This is a genomic window from Pseudomonas sp. A, assembly GCF_056270345.1.
Genome location: NZ_CM149873.1, coordinates 3,537,376 through 3,555,029, shown reverse-complemented (window position 1 = coordinate 3,555,029; position 17,654 = coordinate 3,537,376). Strand labels below are relative to the sequence as shown.

The following is a 17,654-nucleotide window of genomic DNA, read 5'->3' as shown; positions in this document are numbered from 1 at the left end:
GTCAGGCCACCGCCCGCCACATGGCGCACAGCGGGTCGGCCTCGGCGCAAGGCGCGCACAGCTGCACCGCCGCCAGCTGCGAGGCCGCCGTGCGTCCCGGCGCGTGCAGGTACACCCGCGGCAGCTGCTCGCCGTACAGCTCGCAGGTGCGCTCGATCAGCGCCTGCAGGGCCTGGTCGCTGTCGGCGCAGCCCTGGGCCAGCACCTGTTGCCAGGCGCCGCCGGCGGCCAGCAGCAGCACACTGCGGCGCGGCTCGGCGAGCACGAACAGGAAGTCGCCCTGGGCCAGCTGTGCCGAGCAGCGATTGTAGGCGGCCATCAGGTAAGGTTGCACCGAGCGCAGGCTCAGCCGGCTTTCCCGGCCCAGGGCCTGCAGGCCCTGGAGCAGCGCCTCGGGCAGCGCGGTGGCGATGCGCGCGGCGCCTGCCGGCTCCGGCGACAGGACGATGCGCCAATCGTCCAGGGCCTGGCCGTAGAGATGTTCGAAGCAGGCCCGGGCGTAGCTGTCCAGCTCGCCCGGGGTGCCTATGGCGTCGCTCCAGGGCACCAGGCAGAAGCGGCTGTAGCGGGCCGAGAGCAGCACCCGCAGTTGCGCGCCGCGTGCCGGGTGCTCGTCGAGCAGGCCGGCCAGGGCCTCCAGGGCCGCGGCCCAGGCCGGCTGGGCGGCGTCGCAGTTGAAGGCGCGACTGCCCAGCCACTGGTGTTGATGACCGTGCCAGCGGCCCAGGCCGACACCCTCGGCGCCGAGTACGGCGCAATACCGATCAGGCGATAAATGTGACACGGTTGATCTCCTCGAGTGTGGTGCGGCCGTTGCGGACCAGGTCCAGGGCCGAGGCACGCAGCAGGCGCAGACCGCGTTGGCAGGCCAGCTGCTTGATCTGCGCGAGCGGGCGGCGTTCGACGATCATCTGCCGCAGGTCGTCGTCCAGGTGCAGCAGCTCGGCAATGGCGTTGCGCCCGCGGTAGCCACTGCCACGGCACTGGCCGCAACCCTGGGCGCGCACGAAGCGCCAGCCGGCCACCGCGTCACGGGCCAGGCCCGAGGCGGCCAGCAGTTCGTCGTCGGGCTCGCAGGGCACCGCGCAATGCGGGCAGGCCAGGCGTACCAGGCGCTGGGCCAGCACGGCGTTGAGCGCCGAGACGAAGCTGTAGGGGTCGACCTGCATCTGGCTGAAGCGGCCGATCACGTCGAACACGTTGTTGGCGTGGATGGTGGTGAACACCAGGTGCCCGGTGAGCGCCGACTGCACGGCGATCTGCGCGGTGTCCGGGTCGCGGATCTCGCCGACCAGGATCTTGTCCGGGTCATGGCGCAGGATCGAACGCAGGCCGCGGGCGAAGGTCAGGCCCTTCTTCTCGTTGACCGGGATCTGCAGCACGCCGGGCAGCTGGTACTCGACCGGGTCTTCGATGGTGATGATCTTGTCGACGCCATGGTTGATCTCGCTGAGCATGGCGTACAGCGTGGTGGTCTTGCCGCTGCCGGTGGGCCCGGTGACCAGGATCATGCCGTAGGGTTCGCTGGCCAGGCGGCGCAGGGCGCGCAGGGTGTGCTCCTCGAACCCCAGCGCCTGCAGTTGCACGCCGCTGACCTGGTCGGACAGGTCCTGCTTGTCCAGCACCCGCAGCACCGCGTCCTCGCCGAAGATGCTCGGCATGATCGAGACGCGAAAGTCGATCTGCCGCTCGCCGATGGCCACCTTGAAGCGCCCGTCCTGGGGCACGCGCTTCTCGCCGATGTCCAGCTCGGCCATGACCTTGATGCGCGAGATCACCTGCTCGGCGAAGGCGCTGCCGCTGGCCTTGCCGGCACCGTTGAGCACGCCGTCGATGCGGTACTTGATGGTCAGGCCCTGGCCGGTCATCCCTAAGTGGATGTCGCTGGCGTGCAGCTTGAGGGCGTCGTACAGGGTCGAGTTGACCAGCTTGACCACCCGGCTCTGGTCTTCGCTGATGCTGGTCAGCGACAGGCGCTGCAGCGGGTCGGCCTCGCCACCGGCCTCGGCGTCGTGGCCGAGGGCGTCGACGGCGTGGAAGCTCTCTTCGTGGCGGGCCAGGAACGCGGCCAGGTCGGCGGCGTGGACCAGGTACAGCGGCGCGCCCTGCAGGCAGTCGTCGATCCAGGCCAGGCGGGCACTGTCGAAGGGGTCGGCGAACACGCCGACCCGCTCGCCGTTGTGCTCGACCAGGGCGAATTCGCGCTTCAGGCATTGCGCCAGGCTGACCTGGTCGAAGGCCGGGGCGCAGGCGAACAGGGTCTGGGTGGCGAGTGCCGGGTAATGCAGGGTGGCGGCCAGGCGCTGGGTGAAGGTGGCGGGCGTGTCGCTGCAGAGGCGCTCCAGGCAGGCCAGCAGGCGCTCTTCGCCGGCTTGCTGGCGGGCCTGGGCCAGGAGGTCGCGGGAATAGCCTGGAAGCACCTGTGCCCCGTTCGCGGGTAAACCCGCTCCCACAGGTTCGGCGCAATGGCGGAAAGCATGGGGGCCCAGTGGGAGCGGGTTTACCCGCGAAGAGGCCGGTACCGACAGCGGATCTTCCGAGGTTGTATCGATTGCCTGGGACATGGCCTGCGACTCCGCTCAGGGGCGGCGCCGCAGGCCGGGGGACCTTGGGCGCCGCTATTCCCCGGTGAGCAGTTGTTCGTCGTCAGGTTCGCCTGGCCTGGCGCCGTTGCGTCGGCGGTCGGCCAGGACCCAGCTGCCATCGTACAACTGCAAGGGGAACGACTCGTTCCTGTTCTGGCGTCGTTCGACGAACCCCGTGGCCGGCTGGTCGGTGCTCCTGCGCTGGCGCTCGATGCCCATCAGGTCGAAGACGGCGCGGGCCAGTTCCATCAGCGGGAACGGCTTGAACAGGACATGGGTCACACCCAGCTCGGCGGCGCGCTCACGGACCTCGGCGGTCGGGTGGGCGGTGATCAGCACGAAATGACACGACCTGTTCCTGCGCACGGTCTCCAGGACCTGAAACCCCTCCATGTCGGGCAAGCGGTAATCCAGCACGATCACGTCCGGTGCCAGGTTCTCGGCCTGATCGATGCCGCTGGCACCGTCATGGGCGAGATGGACCTCCAGGCCTTGCGCCTGCAGATACGCTTGCAGGTTCTGCGCAAGGGTCTGTTCGTCATCGACTACCAATACTCTGTTCACCAAGGTCCACTCCCATGAACTGCCCGGTTTCCCGGTCTGCGAAGTGCGGCCTTGTAGAGGCTTGAGCAGGCTTCGTGCCAGGCATGAAAAGTCATTGCGCACCGCTTTCAAGTCATTGATATCGTTGTTGCTTTCAATCCACTTCAAGCCGTGCCGGCAGGCCGTCCCCCCACAACCGGGGAAGCTGATGGCACTTTGCCTTTGGGGCATTCCCCAACAGTGGGGGAACGCCCTGGCGCGGCTTCAATCGCCGCGCTCCACTGTAGCGGAATCACGCAAACGTTGGCGCACCGCTTGACGCGCCTGGGCCTGCAATTGCGCGACGAGCGCTGCCCTGGCCAGGCGCAGGCCGTGTTCAGGTAAGACAGAAGTATTATCACTTTGGTTCTGCATCCCTTGCAGTCTTTGCCGATTGGCCTGATGGAAGGCCGCGACCTCGGCTTCGCTGGGCTCGACCACCGCCGTCAGCCGGGCGTAGACCTGCTGGGCGGCCATCTCCTGACGAGTGTAGTCAGCGAAGCTGCGCCGATCGAAGCCCGCCTCCTCCAGGCGGCGCTCGAACACCGCGGGACTGCCGAAGGCCACCTCCACCTCGCCGATTCGGGCCGTCAGCTGCGCCTCGCTGATCTCGACGCCCTGGCGCTTGGCCTCCTGCCATAGCAGCTCCTTGTCGATCAGTTCATCCAGGGCCTGCTCGCGCAGGCGCTGGTAAAGGTTGGGGTTGCGGATGCTCGCCACCGCCCGCCCCTGGGCCTGCAGGTATTCGCTGAAGTAGCGCTCCAGACGCAGCACGCCGATGTCCACGCCATTGACCCGCGCCGCCGGCGTGTCGGCGTGGCTTGCCAGGGCAAGCAGTGACAGCAGGCAGGCAATCAGTACGCGCATGGTCATCCACTCCTGAAAGGGTCATGGTGAGTCCGGTACCGGACGATACGGCGCCACCTCGACATAGCCCGGCCCCGGCAGGCTCACCACCACCACGTGGGCGCCGGCCATGCCCTGGCGGCGCCCAGGGCCGAAGCCCAGCAACGGCGTCAGCCCGGTCTCGACGTCATGCAACTGTTCCAGGGCGCCGAGCAGTTGTTCACGGCTGGCGTCGCGCCCCACCTGTTTCAGGGCTTCGACCAGCAACTGCCAGGCACACAGCGTGCTGACCTGCAACGACGCCTGGCGCGATTCCAGGCCCTGGCGCTGCTGCACGCCGGCCAGGGTAGCCCGGCCCCTCGCGGTCCAGTCGCCAGGCACGAACGGATAGGCCAGCAGCACGCGTCGCGACCAGGCCGGTGCCAGCCCCGGCACGGCACCGGCCACCTGGCTCGACGCGGCCAGCAGGTATGGGTTGCGGCCGGCGGCCTGCAGGCTGGCGGCCAGCTCGGCAAACGCCTGGGCGCGCCCCAGGAAGATGATGCCCTCGCCCGCCAGTGCCTGGCCGGTGAACGCTTGCGCGGATACGCCGGTAAAGCCCAACTGGCGCAAGCGCTGCTGTACAACCTGCGCCGCCTCGGCCTGGTCGTCACCGGCGTAGATCACCTGCACGGCATCGGCTGCCAGGCCAAGGCTGTCGCGGGCATGCAAGGCCACGCTGAGCAATTGCTCGGGCACGCCCGGCAAAGGGTCGAACACCTGCGCGCTGCCGCCACTGCGCGGCGTGGCGCCGATCAGCGGCAGGCTCGCCTGTTCCAGCTGGCGACTGTCGAGCAGTGGTGCCACGGGCGCGATCAGGGCGAAAACCTGCTCGCGCTGGATCAGCTGGTCCAGCGCCTGTGCGGTACTGGCCGGATCCGGCCCAGGGTCCAGCGCGATCAGCTGCAGTCGACGGCCATGGATGCCCCCCGCCTGGTTCAGCTGAGCGACACCATCCTCCAGCACCGCCCGCACCGTTCGCCCGGCCTCGGCCAGCGGGCCCTGTTCGGGCAGCAAGGTACCGAGGCGCAGGGTGCCCTCCTCCACGCCCGGGTCGCGGTCTTCGCCCAGGCGCTTGAGGTAGGCCGCCAGGTTGCGCTGGTCGGCCAGGCTCAGCTCGAAGCGTGGCATGGCCGGGTCCAGGTGGTTGCCGGCGGGATCGACGCCGCTGCGCACAACCCGCGCCAGGCTGGCTTCGGTATAGGCCGGGTAGCGTCGGTTGTTGACCTCGCGATCGCCTGGGCCGAGGGCCAGGCGCTGCCAGTCCAGGCTCGGCGGTCGCACCCCGCCCTCACTGCGGCCGCGCCCGTCGTTGCCGTGGCAACTGGCGCAGGGCAGCACGCTGGCCGGCACGCTCATGTCAGCGGGGCCGACCCGGGCCAGCAACTGGGCGTCGCTGCTGGAGAGGCCTTCGCGGTAGAGGCGTTTGCCCGCTTGCTCCTGGGCCGTCAGATCCAGTGCGTGCGAGGTGTTGCACATCATCAGGATCAACATCAGGTACAGGGGCAGGCCATTTCTGATGCCTGCAGCGCCTCCTGTGGGAGCGGGTTTACCCGCGAATGCTGCACTGGGCTCACTGACGCATTCGCGGGTAAACCCGCTCCCACAGGGGCCGTACCGCCCGATTGCCCAGGGCTTCATGATGTTCACCGCCCCGCCAGCGGCTGGGCCAGCAGTTGCATGCGCTGAGCGATCGCCGCCGGTGGCGCGTCCGGACGGATCTTGCTCCAGCGCTTGCCTGCCACGTCGCCGGCGATCAACTGCGTCGAATGCTGCTCGGGGCTGGGCAGGAACTGCCCCAGGCGCCCGAGCACCAGGTCGACGCTGGCCTTGTCGCCGGTCAGGAACAGCCAGTTCGGCCCGTCCACCCCTTGCTTGCGGGCAAACGCCTTGAGCACCTCGGGCGTGTCGTTCAGCGGATCGCTGCTCACCGAGACGAAGGTCACCTGCGCCGCAAGCTCGGCGCCCATGGCTTCGCGCACCTCGCGCAATTTGCGGGTGATCAGCGGGCAGGCATCGTTGCAGTGGGTGAAGATCACGTTGAGCATCACCACCTTGTCCTTGAGCACATCGCTGTAGAAGCGCAGTTCGCGGCCGTCCTGGTCCTTGAGCACGGTGTCGGTGAACCAGGTCTGCGCATCGCGGGTACCGCCGCCGCTGACCATGGGCTGCGGCGCGGGTTGCGGTGCCGGCGCGTGGCCCTCGTGGGCGAACGCGACCGAAGCGAGGATCCACAGGCAGCCGCCGAGCACCAGCCAGTCGAGGCTGCGCATGCCGGCATGGCGGGAGGTCTGCGCGCTCATGGCCGCACCTCCTGGCCGGCGATGGCCGTGCTCTTGGCGTGCACCCGGCGCGCGCTCAGGCGGTTGATCTCGCCGATCAGCACGTTGGGGTCGGTGAAACCGTAGTAGCGCGTCCAGTGTCCGCTGCGGCCGTCCCCAACCAGAATCAGCGGCGGGTGCTCGCTGAGGTTGGCGCTGAAGCTGCCCAGCCCCTTGAGCGTCTCGCTGATGGCGTAGGGCGAACCGGTCAGCCAGCTCCACCCCGGCCCGTGCTGGAACGCCCGGGCGTACCCGGCCAGGCGTTTCGAGTCGTCGCGCTGCGGGTCGACGCTGATCGATACCAGGCGGATCTCCTCGCCCACCCGCCCGCCCAGCTGCTGCTGGACCTTGCTCATGATCGACGAGACCACCGGGCACACCGTGGTACAGCTGGTGTAGATGAAGCCCATGACCACCAGGTGATCGCCCACCAGGTCTTGCTCCAGACGCACAGGCATGCCGTCCTGGTCCAGCAGCGCCACGTCGGCGAAGCGCACGCTGGCTTTCTCCTGGCGTGCGGCCGGGGGTTGCTCGGGCTGGCCGCCGTGATCGTGACCGGCGTGGGCCAGGGCCAGGTTGCTGGCCAGCAGCAGGCTCAGGCCCAGCAGTTTTCCGCCATGCAGACGCGTCATCGCACACTCCTGGCTTCCCCTTGGGAAGTACTGGGCTTTGCTGCGGCCGGCAGGACGCGCAGGCTGGTGTAGTTGTCTTCGGTGAAGGCGCGCCCGAGGCTGGGCGACTGCACGTGCAGGTACCAGGCGCCGGCCTCGGCCAGCTCCAGCGGTGCCTGGTAGAGCCCGTCGCCCACCTCGACCAGCGCCACGTCACGCGGCAGCGACGAAGGCGCCAGGAAGTAGCGCAGGCTCAGGTCATCGAGCCCCTGGCGCGGCCTGCCGTCCTCGCCGAGGATGCGTACCTGGGCCATGTAGGGCGCGTGCTGCTGCAACGGCCGGGCGGTGCCGATGAACTCGGCATGGGCCCGCTTGCGCAGGCTCGACTGCGGCAGCGCCGCGACCTCGGTGCTGAAGCAGTGGATGATCTGCGGCTGGTTGAGCAGGAACGCCACGTCGAAGGTGCCGGCCGCCGGCAGCTTGACCGTCGAGCCATACACCCCCGGCGCCACCTCGCGCAGGCTGCGATCGACGACCAGCGCGGCGCGGGCCTGGTGGCCGCGGTTGTTGTAGCCCGACATCGGTGCGTTCATGCCCTCGGCGTAGAAGTAGGTGGTGTTGTCCACCGGGTTGACCACGAACACCGAGTTGTCGTCGCGGGAGATGCTCACCCCCTGGGCCAGCGGCAGGTCGCCGGCCTGGCGCGGCGCCGCCGGGCCGGCCTCGAAGCCCTGGACGATCGGCGTGCGCCCCTGCCCGAGGCTTGCCAGGTTGATCATGCTCACCTTCGGTGAGGCCAGGCCGCGCACGTAGGCGTAGGCCTTGGTAAAGGTCAGCTGGTAAGGCTCGGCGGCCACCGGGATGCGGTGGATCAGCTGGTCGGTACTGGCATCTATCACCAACGCCTGGTTCTCCAGGGTATTGAGCACCACGCCGTAGCGGCCATCGTGGCTGAAGCGCATCGGCCCCTGGCCCTGCTCGGCCTTGACCGTGTGGCGCAGGCTATGGCTGCGCGCATCGATCACCCGCACCGAGCCCTCCTGGCCATCGACCACATACACCGCCTGCGACAAGGGCGAGTACGCCACCGACAGCGGATGCGGGCCGACTTCGAGGGTCTTCACCAGACGCATCTGGGCGGTGTCGATGACGCTCAGGGTGCCGCCGTCACGGTTGCTGACGAAGGCGAAGCGCGAATCGGCGCTGAAGGCGATCTCGTGGTGGCCGGAGCCGGTGACGAACGACTTGAGCTTGGTGCGGCTGGGCACGTCGATCACCGTTACCCCGCCCTTGGCCGGGTCCTGGCTGTTGTTGCCCACCCACAGCAGGCGCTGGTCGGGTTGCAGCGCCACCCGCAGCGGCTGCTCGCCGGCCTCCAGGGTGGCCACGCGGGTGAAGGTCTCGGTGTCGATCAGCGCCACCTGGTTGCGTTCGGGCATGGACACGAACACCTGCTTGTCATCGCCGGTGGCCACCCAGTCCATGGGCCGCCCCGGCAGGTCGATGCGCGCCAGGGTGCTGGTGACCCCGCCCACCGACACGGTCGGGTCGATCACGGTCAGGCTCGCGTCCTTGTTCAGCACCAGCAGGAAGTAGCTGTTCAGGTCGAGCAAAGGACGAGCGCCGATGCTGCTCTTGAGGAACAACGCCACTCGCGCCTTGCAGCTGCTGTCGCGATCGCCGACAGGCGCCGATTGCGCGGGGTCGAGCCAGGCACCGGGGGCCATGCCCGACAAGGGCTGGCCGCTGGTCTGGTCGCTGACCTTGAAGCGGATGTTGGCAAAATCCCCCTCGCGCAGCTCACCCCCGCTCAGGGGGCGGGCCTCGAACTCCACGGTCACGCCATCGCGGTTGAGGGTATGCAGGGCTTGGGGGTCGGCGGCTTCCTGCAGCAGCTCGCGGGGGTCGCACCAGAGCTTTTCGTAGGCGACGCCAAGGCCGATCAGCGCCGTGCCCAGCAGCAGGCCCAGGTAGGCTGGGCGCAGCTTGCGGTTCATGCCTGCGCTCCGCTGGCAGGGGTGGGCGCGCACGGGGCAGCGCCTTCGAGCGGGATGACCATGCTGCACCTCCACGGGGCTCAAGGGTTCTGTGGAGGGTGGAAGCAAGCGTTATGCCATCAATAAAAGTGTTTTGAATCAGTGTGTTGGAGAAACAAGTGGAGAGTATTGGGGAGGCTGCCCCAAAGACGGGGGCGCTTTGCGCCGCTTTTCAAGGCTTTTGCGGTTTTCAAGATTGCCGGGGTCGCTTTGCGACCCTTTCGCGGCACAAGGCCGCTCCTACAGAGGATAGCGCGCCCCTGTAGGAGCGGCCTTGTGCCGCGAAAGGGCTGCAAGGCAGCCCCGGCGATTACAAGCCGGGCCCAGTTCGGCATCGTCCATCAACGCCTTGGCCAGGGCACTGAGATAGTGAGCGGCCCAGACCATGCGTGGGTCGCTCTCCACCACCCCGACCAGGGTCAGAAGAAAGCGATTAAGTCTGATGTTTCTGGGCAAGGTTTCAGGTCAGATCTCCCGGGCATGCGCCACTGCCACCGCCACCTGCTCGGCCGTCGGCCGCACCCCGGTATACAGCACGAACTGCTCCAGCGCCTGCAACGCGATGACATCGAGCCCGGTGATCACCGGTTTGCCCAGCGCCTCGGCGGCGCGGATCAAGGGCGTGCGCACGGGCATGGCCACCACGTCGAATACCTGCTGCGCCGCCGCGATGGCGGTTTCGCTGAACGCCAACTGCTCGGCTTCAGGCCCTCCTGCCATGCCGATCGGCGTGACATTGACCAGCATCGGCGGACACCGGTCGCCCAGGTCCGGCAACCAGCGGTACCCGCAGGTGTCCGCCAACTGCCGCCCGGCTTGCTCGTTGCGGGCGACGATGGTGCCCTCACGGAATCCTGCGTCCCGCAGCGCACTGGCCACCGCCTTGGCCATGCCGCCGCTGCCGCGCAGGGCGAACGCGGTGCTCGGATCGACCTCATGCCGGGCCAACAGTTGGCGCACCGCCAGGTAGTCGGTGTTGTAGGCCTTGAGATGGCCATCGGTGTTGACCAGGGTGTTCACCGAGGCGATGGCCGCGGCGGACGGATCGAGCTCGTCCACCAGCGCCAGGCACGCCTCCTTGTACGGCATCGACACGCCGCAGCCACGGATGCCCAGGGCGCGGATGCCGGCCACGGCGGCGGGCAGGTCACGGGTGGTCATGGCCTTGTAGTAGTAATCCAGCCCGAGCTGGCGGTAGAGGTGGTTGTGAAAGCGCACGCCGAACGTCCCGGGGCGCCCTGCCAGGGAGATGCACAGCACCGTGTCCCGGCTCGGAGAATGGCTCATCGCGGTTCCTCTGTCATGTGGCTGAATCGATTTTTCCAGCGTACCAGACCCTGCCGCCGATCGCCCCTTACACAACCTTTACCCTTTGCCGGCACGCACTTTACCGTGGCTGCGGTCATAGTTATCAGGCCCCGTGCGTGGGGTTGTCTTGCGAGGTGTTCGCCATGAAGCGTTTCATCCCCGGAATCGCCCTGCTGGTCGGTGCGCTGGCCATCAGCGGGCAGGCATCGGCCCATGGTGGCGGCTGGTATGGCCCGGGGCCAGTGATCGGCGCGGCGGTAGTGGGCGCGGTGGTCGGGGCGGCGGTATCGGGCGGCCACGACCGTACCGTCTATGTCGAGCGCCAGCCGGCCTACTACCCGCCGCCACCGGTCTACGTGCAGGCGCCACCGCCGCCGGTCTACTACCAGCCCTACGTGGTCGAGCGCTATGTCCCCGCCCCGCCGCCACCGGTGTACCGTCGCTACTACGGCCCGCCACCGGTGTACTACGGTCCGCCACGCTGGTAAGGGGGCATAGTTGATAAAAGCAATGACCACTATCGAGGACATTGATTTCAAACCCTGAGGGCATCTGCGTAAGGTGGGGCCATGTTCGAGAGGAGATACACCATGGCCCCGATCCAGATCATGTCCGTTGTCGGCAGCGCGGTACCCAGCAGCCTGCGCCAACAAGGCCTGCTGGCCTGCTGGTACCTGTTGCGCAACGGTGAAACCATCAGCGGCCCATTGACCAGCCGCCGCTCGGCCGAGACCCTGGCCGACCACCTGCTCGGCGAGACGTTCGCCGCCTGACCCCGAATTTGTTGTGCGTTGCTCCCTACGCCTCTTGTTGCCCGCCGTCATGGCGGGCTTTTTTTGCCTCACAAGTGCCCGGAGCCCGGCGTCGCCCATGCCGCCAAAGGCAGCGGCGGTTGCTGCTCGAGGATGCGACGCCAGATCAAGGCCAACCTGCCGCCATCGAACAGGGACGCGGCTCCGCCACCGATCCAGCCCCGGGGCTGGGAGACCGCCCATTGTCCGGCAGCGTCACGCCGGGCCATCTCGAAGCGGAAACTGTAGCTACCAGGCATGCCCATGCGCAGGTCGGTGACCACCAGCGAGTCGCCGATGATGTCGTAGCGCAACCAGTCATCGGTGAACCAGCGCAGCCGCTCGTGTAACGCGGCTCCCGCCAGTATCCCGGCCATCTCCAGGTTGCGCGACTGACGCAGCATCTCGGGCGGCTCGCGATCAAACCAGCTGCTCACGCCCTCGTAGTAGTCGCCCTCCGGGGTTTTCGCCAGCACTCGCCAGATCAGGCTGTTGAAGGCGATGGGCACCGCGCGGACCTCGCTGTTGCTGACGCCTTGCGCTTGCAGGGCCATGGCGAAACGTTGCTCGGCAGCCATCCGCCCAGCCAGGCCGAAGCCCAGGTATGCAGTGCTGAACGCCAGCGCCAGGGACAGCAACACGGTCGCCCTGCCCTTCAGGCCCTTGACCGCCGCATAGCCGACCGCCAGCAACAACGGCACGGTGTATACCGGGTCGATGATGAACACCGCGGCCCAGCTTTCCGGCGTCAGGTGCAAGGGCCAGAACAGCTGGGTACCGTAGACGGTGAACGCGTCGAGAATCGGGTGGGTGACCAGCGCCAGCCAGAAGGCCAGGAACAGCCGGGGCCGGGTGTAGCCCTTGTCCGGCCAGCGCCAGGCGACCAGCCAGGCCAGCAGCAAGGCCAGGCCGGTCAGGACGAAGATCGAATGGGAAAAGCCACGGTGGAAGGTCATCTGCGACACCGGATCGGCGTAGCGGATCACCACATCCAGATCGGGCACGGTGCCAAGGGCGGCGCCGTAGAGCAGCGCACGGCGCCCCTGGAGGCGGCCCAGCACGGTGCCCTGCAGGGCGGCGCCGAGTACGGCTTGGGTGAGTGAGTCCAAAGGGAACGGTTCCTGAGCGAGACCTGCGCAAGCTACCTGCTTCGCCAGTGAATATGCAAATAGCCATCGTGGCAGTCAGAACAGCTGCCAGGTGTACACCAGGATCAAGCGGTTCTCGTCGATGTCGCTGCGATAGTTCGAACGTGCAATGGCGTTGCGCACCCGGATCCCCAGCCCCTTGAACACCCCGCTCTGCACCGCGTAGCCCAGGTCGATGTCGCGCTCGCGATCCCGGCCTTCGAAGCCCTGCCCGGTGTCGACATTGTCGCCAGTGATGTAGCGCACCGTCGCGGTCAACCCGGGGATGCCCAGGGCGGCGAAGTTGTAGTCGTAACGCAGCTGCCAGGAGCGCTCGTCGGTGTAGGCGAACTCGTAGGTCGGCACCTCGTTGCCCAGCGGCGAGATGTTGGCGAACACCCGGGGAAACGGGCTGTCGCCGTAGATGCCCTGGTAGCCGACATGAAAGCCGTGCCCGCCACGCCGGGCAGTCAGCAGCGAGAAGAACGCCTGGTTGTCGATCCGCCCCAGCCGCGCGTCGCCCGCCTCGCGGGCGCTGAAGTAGCCGAGGTTGGCGCTGAGCACCCAGTCGCCCACGGGCTTGCTGTGCTTGAGACCCACAAAGCCCTGCCGGTAGATGTCCTGCAGTTGCCCATACCACAGGCTGACACTGCTCTGCCCGGCATTGAACCCGTAGTCGCCGCCCGCATAGTCGAAGGCGTCGCTCTGTGCCTGGCGCATGGGCACATGGCCGAGCATGGCGCTCATCCTGCCGTCGCCACCCTCGTTGCGCAGGTGCGTGCTGCCCAGATGACCGGCCTGCACGGTCAGGCCCTCCAGTTCGGCGGAGCTGAGGCTGATGCCCTGGTAGGTCGGCGGCAGCAGGCGGATATCGCTGAAGGTGAGGACCGGCAGGTTGGGTTGCAGCTCGCCCAGGCGCAGTTCGCTCTTCGACCAGCGCGCCTTGAAGGTCGGCGCCAGGCGGCTGTACTCGGCCGCGGCGCGGCCATCGCCGTGCACCGGCAGCAGCCCGCTGTTGACCCGATCGGGGCTGCTGTCCAGTCGGATGCCCAACAGGCCCAGGGCGTCCACACCAAAACCGACGGTGCCGGGGGTATAGCCGGACTTGAAATCGAGGATGAAGCCCTGGGCCCACTCCTCGGCCCGGGACTGCCGGCTGGCGCCGACGATGTCGCCGTAGTCGCGGCTGAAATAGTAGTTGCGCGCGCCGAGGCTGGCTTTGGCGCCTTCGAGGAAGCCGCCTTCGGCGGCCAGCAGGGAGGGACTGAGCAGGGTCAGGCCCAGGACGACGCAAGGGGTGTGGTTCATTCCGAAGCTCTCTGATCTTGTTGTTATGTGATGAAGTGCTGGAACGGGGGTTAACTCTGGTATGCCCTCCTCCTGGGCATGGCAAAACGGGACAACACAGGAGCTGTAGGAGCGGCTTTAGCCGCGATGCAGGCATCGCGGTATTTGGCACCCGCTTCGCGGGTGATCGCGGCTAAAGCCGCTCCTACAGAGGTTGCGTCAGATCAATGGGGCGGATGACACCCTCAGGCCTGCTGCAAGGCCCGTGGCCTTGCGCTGCGTTGCTCGGCCTCGCTGTCCTGCGCCTGCTGCAGCTGGAAGTCGAAGGTCAGTTCGGCAACCCGCCCCTGCCCGTCGTCGCGCAACACCACCTCGCCCACCAGCCCTTCACGGGTGGCATAGGCGAAGTCGTCCCACAGGTAGCGGTCGCCGGCGAGGTTGATCTGGGTGGTCAGGTGGCGGTAGCCCGGTGCCGAGATGAAGAAGTGAATGTGCGCCGGGCGCTGGCCGTGGCGGCCGAGCAGGTCCAGGCACTCCTGGGTCGGCCCCTGCGGGTCGCAACCGTAGCCCGACGGCACGATCGAACGGGCGCGGTAGCGGCCCTGGGCGTCGGTAACGATGCGTCGACGCAGGTTGTAGGCGGACTGGCTCTGGTCGAAGAACGAGTAGGTGCCCCGGGTGTTGGCGTGCCACAGATCGACCGTGGCGCCGGCCAGTGGCTGGCCCTGCGGGCCGAACACCTGCCCCTCGAGGAACATCACCGTGGCCACGCCCTCCTCGCTGCCATCGTCCATGCGCGCCTCGCCCTCGGTGATCGGCGCGCCCGCCACATACAGCGGGCCTTCGATGGTGCGTGGGGTGCCGCCACCCAGGCCGGCCTGGGCATCCTTGGCGTCCTGCAGCAGGTCGAGGAAGTGCTCCAGGCCCAACCCGGCCACCAGCAAACCGGCCTCGCCGCGTCCGCCGAGGCGGTTGAGGTAATCGACGGCGTGCCAGAACTCGTCCTCGCTGATCTCCAGGTCTTCGATCAGGCGCGCGGCGTCCTGCAGCACCCGCTGGACGATACGCTTGAGGCGCGGACTGCCGTTGTCGTTGTGCAGGCCCGCGGCCTCTTCGAAGAACTGCTGCACCTCAGGGGTATGGGAAATCTTCACGGTCATGATCAGGTACCTCGTGTTGTTCTTGTCGTGTGGGGTCAGCGGTCGTCGGCATGGATCGACGAGGGGTGGCGGCACAGGCCGGCGACCTCGATGTCCATGTAGGGGAACAGCGGCAGTTGCAGCAGGGTGTCGTGCAGCGCCTCGACGCTGGGCACGTCGAACACGCTGTAGTTGGCGTAGTGGCCGGCGATGCGCCACAGGTGGCGCCAGGTGCCCTCGCGCTGCAGGCGCTGGGCCAGTTCCTTTTCATCGGCCTTCAGTTGCGCGGCCTTGGCCGGGTCCATGTCGACCGGCAGTTTCACGGTCATCTTCACGTGGAACAGCATGGCGTCTCTCCTTACGTATGACGGAATCATTCAGGCAGGGACCCTGTGGGAGCGGCTTCAGCCGCGAACACCGGCGCAGCCGGTGCCATCCACCGTGTCGCCTGCTTCGCGGCTGAAGCCGCTCCTACAGGACTGGGTGTTTCTTCAGCGGCGGGCGAAGCGCGACAACCGCGCCTCGTCCAGGGTCAGGCCCAAGCCGGGGGTGGCCGGAACGTGCAGGTGGAAATCGCGGTAGACCGGCCCCTCGCAGACGACGTCCTCGGTCAGCAGCAACGGGCCGAACAGCTCGGTGCCCCAGGTCAGCTGGCGCAGGGTGAGGAAGGCATGGGCCGAGGCCAGGGTGCCCACCGCCCCTTCGAGCATGGTCCCGCCATACAGCGCGATGCCGGCGGCCTCGGCGATCTGCGCGGTGCGCAGCACGGCGCGGGGGCCGCCGTTCTTGGCGATCTTCAGGGCGAAGACGCTTGCCGCGCCCTCGGCGGCCAGGCTGAAGGCGTCTTCCACGCTTTCGATGGACTCGTCGGCCATGATCGGTGCCGTGCTGCGCTGGTTGAGGCGGACCTGGCCGCCACGGTTGATGCGCGAGATCGGCTGCTCGACCAGGTCGACGCCGTTGTCGCCCAGCACCTGGCAGGCGCGGATGGCCTGGGACTCATCCCAGTACTGGTTGACGTCGACCCGCACACTGGCGCGCTCACCCAGTTCGCGCTTGATCGCCAGCACGTGCCTGAGGTCCTGCTCCAGCGGGTTGGCGCCGATCTTCAGCTTGAACAGCCGGTGACGGCGGATCTCCAGCAGGTGCTCGGCCTCGGCGATATCCCGGGCGGTGTCACCGCTGGCCAGGGTCCAGGCCACCTCCAGGCTGTCGCGTACCCGCCCGCCGAGCAGCTCGCTGACCGGCAGCCCCAGGCGCTTGCCCTGGGCGTCGAGCAAGGCCGTCTCGATCGCCGACTTGGCGAAGGTATTGCCCTTGGCCTGCGTGTCCAGCCTGAGCATGGCGGCGTTGATGTTGCCTGCGGGCAGGCCGATCAGTGCCGGCGCCAGGTGCGCGTCGATATTGGCCTTGATGCCCTCGGGGCTTTCGTAGCCATAGGCCAGGCCGCCGATGGTGGTGGCCTCGCCGATGCCCTCGACGCCGTCGCTGCAACGCAGGCGCAGGATCACCAGGGTCTGGCGCTGCATCGTGTGCATGGCCAGCTTGTGCGGGCGGATGGTCGGCAGGTCGACGATGAGCGTCTCCAGCCGGTCGATGGTCGGGCGTGTCATGCAGGCTCCAGTTCAGTCAGGGTGGGGGTTCAGGCCGCCGCGGCCAGGGCGTGCCGCCGGCCGCTGGCCAGGTGCACGGCCATGGCCAGCGCGGCGACGGCGCCGGGGATGGCGAAGGCGATGAAGTTCAGTTGCAGCGGCAGGTTGATGCCCATCAGCGCGCCGCCCAGCAACGGCCCGACGATGGCGCCGTTGCGGCCGATGCCGGAGGCCCAGCCCAGGCCCGTGGAGCGCACCGCCAGGCCATACAGCTGGGCGGCACCGGCATACAGCAGGATCTGCGTGCCGATGGTGGTGGCGCCGGCGATGAAGATCAGCAGGTACAGCACCGGCATCGGGCTGTTCACCCCCAGCAGGCTGATCGACAGCGCGGCGGCGAGGAAGAACGCCACCTTGACCTTGACCAGGTTGTAGCGGTCGCCCAGCCAGCCGCCGAGAATCGCCCCGGCCATGCCGCCGAAGTTCAGCACCAGCAGGAACGACAGGCTCGAGCCGAGGCTGTAGCCGGCGCTGGCCATCAGCTTGGGCAGCCAGGAGCTGAGGGCGTAGACCATCAGCAGGCAGCAGAAGAACGCCAGCCACAGGGCCAGGGTGCGGATCGCCAGGCCGTTGCGGAACAGTTCGAGCACTGATGAGGCTTTACCGGCATCGCGGGGCAAGCCCGCCCCCACGACCAGGTCATCGTGCTCGGTGACACCGCAATCGGGGTCGAGGCGCTTGAGCAACTGGCGCGCTTCATCGACGCGGCCCTGGCGCACCAGGAAGCCGATGGACTCCGGCAGGTAGAACAGGATCACCGGCAGGAACAGCAGCGGTACGGCGGCAGCGAAGAACATCGACTCCCAACCGAAGCGCGGCAGCAGGAGGATGCCGATGCCCGCCGAGAGCATGCCGCCCAGCGAGTAGCCGCTGAACATGATCGCCACCAGGGTGCTGCGCAGGCGCTTGGGCGCGTACTCGTTCATCAGCGCCACGGCGTTGGGCATCAGCCCGCCACAGCCGAGGCCGGCAAAGAAACGATAGAGGCCGAACTCGCTGGGGCTGCTGGCGAAGCCGTTGAGGATGGTCGCCCCCGAGAACAGCGCGAAGCACAGGGCGATGCCCTTCTTGCGCCCGATGCGGTCGGCCAGGCTGCCGAACGCCAGGGCGCCGAACATCATGCCGAACAGCGCGTAGCTGCCCAGGGCGCCGGCCTGCAGCGGGGTCAGCGCCCACTCCTGCATGATCACCGGCAGCACCACGCCGTAGATGAACAGGTCGTAGCCGTCGAAGATCAGCAGCAGGCCGCACCAGGCCATGACCCTCCAGTGGAAGGGGGTGAAGCGGGCATTGTCGATGATCGCGTGGACGTCGAGTGTTCGCATGGCAT

General features: G+C 67.8%; 17 protein-coding genes and 1 pseudogene. 2 read left to right on the top strand and 16 right to left on the bottom strand.

The window, feature by feature from the left end; all coding sequences use genetic code 11:
- Position 1: 1 nt before the first annotated feature.
- The 10 genes and pseudogenes from AC0MAZ_RS15870 to AC0MAZ_RS15825 form a co-directional block, all read right to left on the bottom strand.
- Positions 2 to 784, bottom strand: a complete 783-nt coding sequence (locus AC0MAZ_RS15870) for a hypothetical protein (RefSeq protein WP_203646728.1) — start codon at positions 782 to 784, stop codon at positions 2 to 4.
- Positions 765 to 2,564, bottom strand: a complete 1,800-nt coding sequence (locus AC0MAZ_RS15865; RefSeq protein WP_475858464.1) for a GspE/PulE family protein — start codon at positions 2,562 to 2,564, stop codon at positions 765 to 767. The genes AC0MAZ_RS15870 and AC0MAZ_RS15865 overlap by 20 nt, the downstream gene beginning before the upstream one ends.
- A gap of 54 nt (positions 2,565 to 2,618) precedes the next feature.
- The gene (locus AC0MAZ_RS15860) at positions 2,619 to 3,152 is read right to left on the bottom strand and encodes a response regulator (protein WP_232855124.1); all 534 of its coding nucleotides are present in this window, start codon (positions 3,150 to 3,152) and stop codon (positions 2,619 to 2,621) included.
- 240 nt (positions 3,153 to 3,392) lie between these two features.
- Positions 3,393 to 4,034, bottom strand: coding sequence for a SurA N-terminal domain-containing protein (locus tag AC0MAZ_RS15855; RefSeq protein WP_475858462.1), 642 nt, complete (start codon positions 4,032 to 4,034; stop codon positions 3,393 to 3,395).
- Between the two features lie 21 nt (positions 4,035 to 4,055).
- A complete protein-coding gene (locus AC0MAZ_RS15850) occupies positions 4,056 to 5,546 on the bottom strand; it encodes a cytochrome c/ABC transporter substrate-binding protein (protein ID WP_475858460.1) in 1,491 nt (496 codons plus the stop codon).
- A 152-nt stretch (positions 5,547 to 5,698) separates the two neighbouring features.
- A complete protein-coding gene (locus tag AC0MAZ_RS15845) occupies positions 5,699 to 6,355 on the bottom strand; it encodes an SCO family protein (RefSeq protein ID WP_203646732.1) in 657 nt (218 codons plus the stop codon).
- Positions 6,352 to 7,005: an SCO family protein gene (locus AC0MAZ_RS15840; RefSeq protein WP_203646734.1), complete on the bottom strand. Its 654-nt coding sequence runs from the start codon at positions 7,003 to 7,005 to the stop codon at positions 6,352 to 6,354. Before AC0MAZ_RS15840 ends, AC0MAZ_RS15845 begins: the two co-directional genes overlap by 4 nt.
- Positions 7,002 to 8,981: a YncE family protein gene (locus tag AC0MAZ_RS15835; protein WP_475858458.1), complete on the bottom strand. Its 1,980-nt coding sequence runs from the start codon at positions 8,979 to 8,981 to the stop codon at positions 7,002 to 7,004. The genes AC0MAZ_RS15840 and AC0MAZ_RS15835 overlap by 4 nt, the downstream gene beginning before the upstream one ends.
- Positions 8,982 to 9,341: 360 nt before the next feature.
- Positions 9,342 to 9,416, bottom strand: a pseudogene (locus tag AC0MAZ_RS15830) (DUF3077 domain-containing protein); the annotation flags it as partial.
- A gap of 69 nt (positions 9,417 to 9,485) precedes the next feature.
- A complete protein-coding gene (locus tag AC0MAZ_RS15825) occupies positions 9,486 to 10,307 on the bottom strand; it encodes a shikimate 5-dehydrogenase (RefSeq protein ID WP_475858457.1) in 822 nt (273 codons plus the stop codon).
- A 164-nt stretch (positions 10,308 to 10,471) separates the two neighbouring features.
- Between AC0MAZ_RS15825 and AC0MAZ_RS15820 the strand changes: the two genes are divergently transcribed.
- Entirely contained in the window at positions 10,472 to 10,816 is a 345-nt protein-coding gene (locus AC0MAZ_RS15820; protein ID WP_186735574.1) for a hypothetical protein, read from the top strand.
- A 102-nt stretch (positions 10,817 to 10,918) separates the two neighbouring features.
- Positions 10,919 to 11,101 carry a hypothetical protein gene (locus AC0MAZ_RS15815; protein ID WP_475861442.1) on the top strand — a complete coding sequence of 61 codons (183 nt, stop codon included), beginning with the start codon at positions 10,919 to 10,921 and terminating at the stop codon, positions 11,099 to 11,101.
- Positions 11,102 to 11,169: 68 nt separating this feature from the next.
- Here the strand turns inward: AC0MAZ_RS15815 and AC0MAZ_RS15810 are convergent, their stop codons facing one another.
- The 6 genes from AC0MAZ_RS15810 to AC0MAZ_RS15785 form a co-directional block, all read right to left on the bottom strand.
- Complete coding sequence (locus tag AC0MAZ_RS15810) at positions 11,170 to 12,228, bottom strand: metal-dependent hydrolase (RefSeq protein WP_203646740.1); 1,059 nt, start codon at positions 12,226 to 12,228, stop codon at positions 11,170 to 11,172.
- Between the two features lie 75 nt (positions 12,229 to 12,303).
- Positions 12,304 to 13,554, bottom strand: a complete 1,251-nt coding sequence (locus AC0MAZ_RS15805; protein WP_475858456.1) for an OprD family porin — start codon at positions 13,552 to 13,554, stop codon at positions 12,304 to 12,306.
- Positions 13,555 to 13,778: 224 nt separating this feature from the next.
- Positions 13,779 to 14,693 (bottom strand): catechol 1,2-dioxygenase, encoded by a 915-nt coding sequence (catA, locus tag AC0MAZ_RS15800; protein WP_475858455.1) that lies wholly within the window; start codon positions 14,691 to 14,693, stop codon positions 13,779 to 13,781.
- A 35-nt stretch (positions 14,694 to 14,728) separates the two neighbouring features.
- Positions 14,729 to 15,019, bottom strand: coding sequence for a muconolactone Delta-isomerase (gene catC / locus AC0MAZ_RS15795; RefSeq protein ID WP_203646744.1), 291 nt, complete (start codon positions 15,017 to 15,019; stop codon positions 14,729 to 14,731).
- A 144-nt stretch (positions 15,020 to 15,163) separates the two neighbouring features.
- Complete coding sequence (locus tag AC0MAZ_RS15790) at positions 15,164 to 16,285, bottom strand: muconate cycloisomerase family protein (protein ID WP_475858453.1); 1,122 nt, start codon at positions 16,283 to 16,285, stop codon at positions 15,164 to 15,166.
- Positions 16,286 to 16,314: 29 nt separating this feature from the next.
- A complete protein-coding gene (locus AC0MAZ_RS15785; protein ID WP_232855140.1) occupies positions 16,315 to 17,649 on the bottom strand; it encodes an MFS transporter in 1,335 nt (444 codons plus the stop codon).
- Positions 17,650 to 17,654 lie beyond the last annotated feature (5 nt).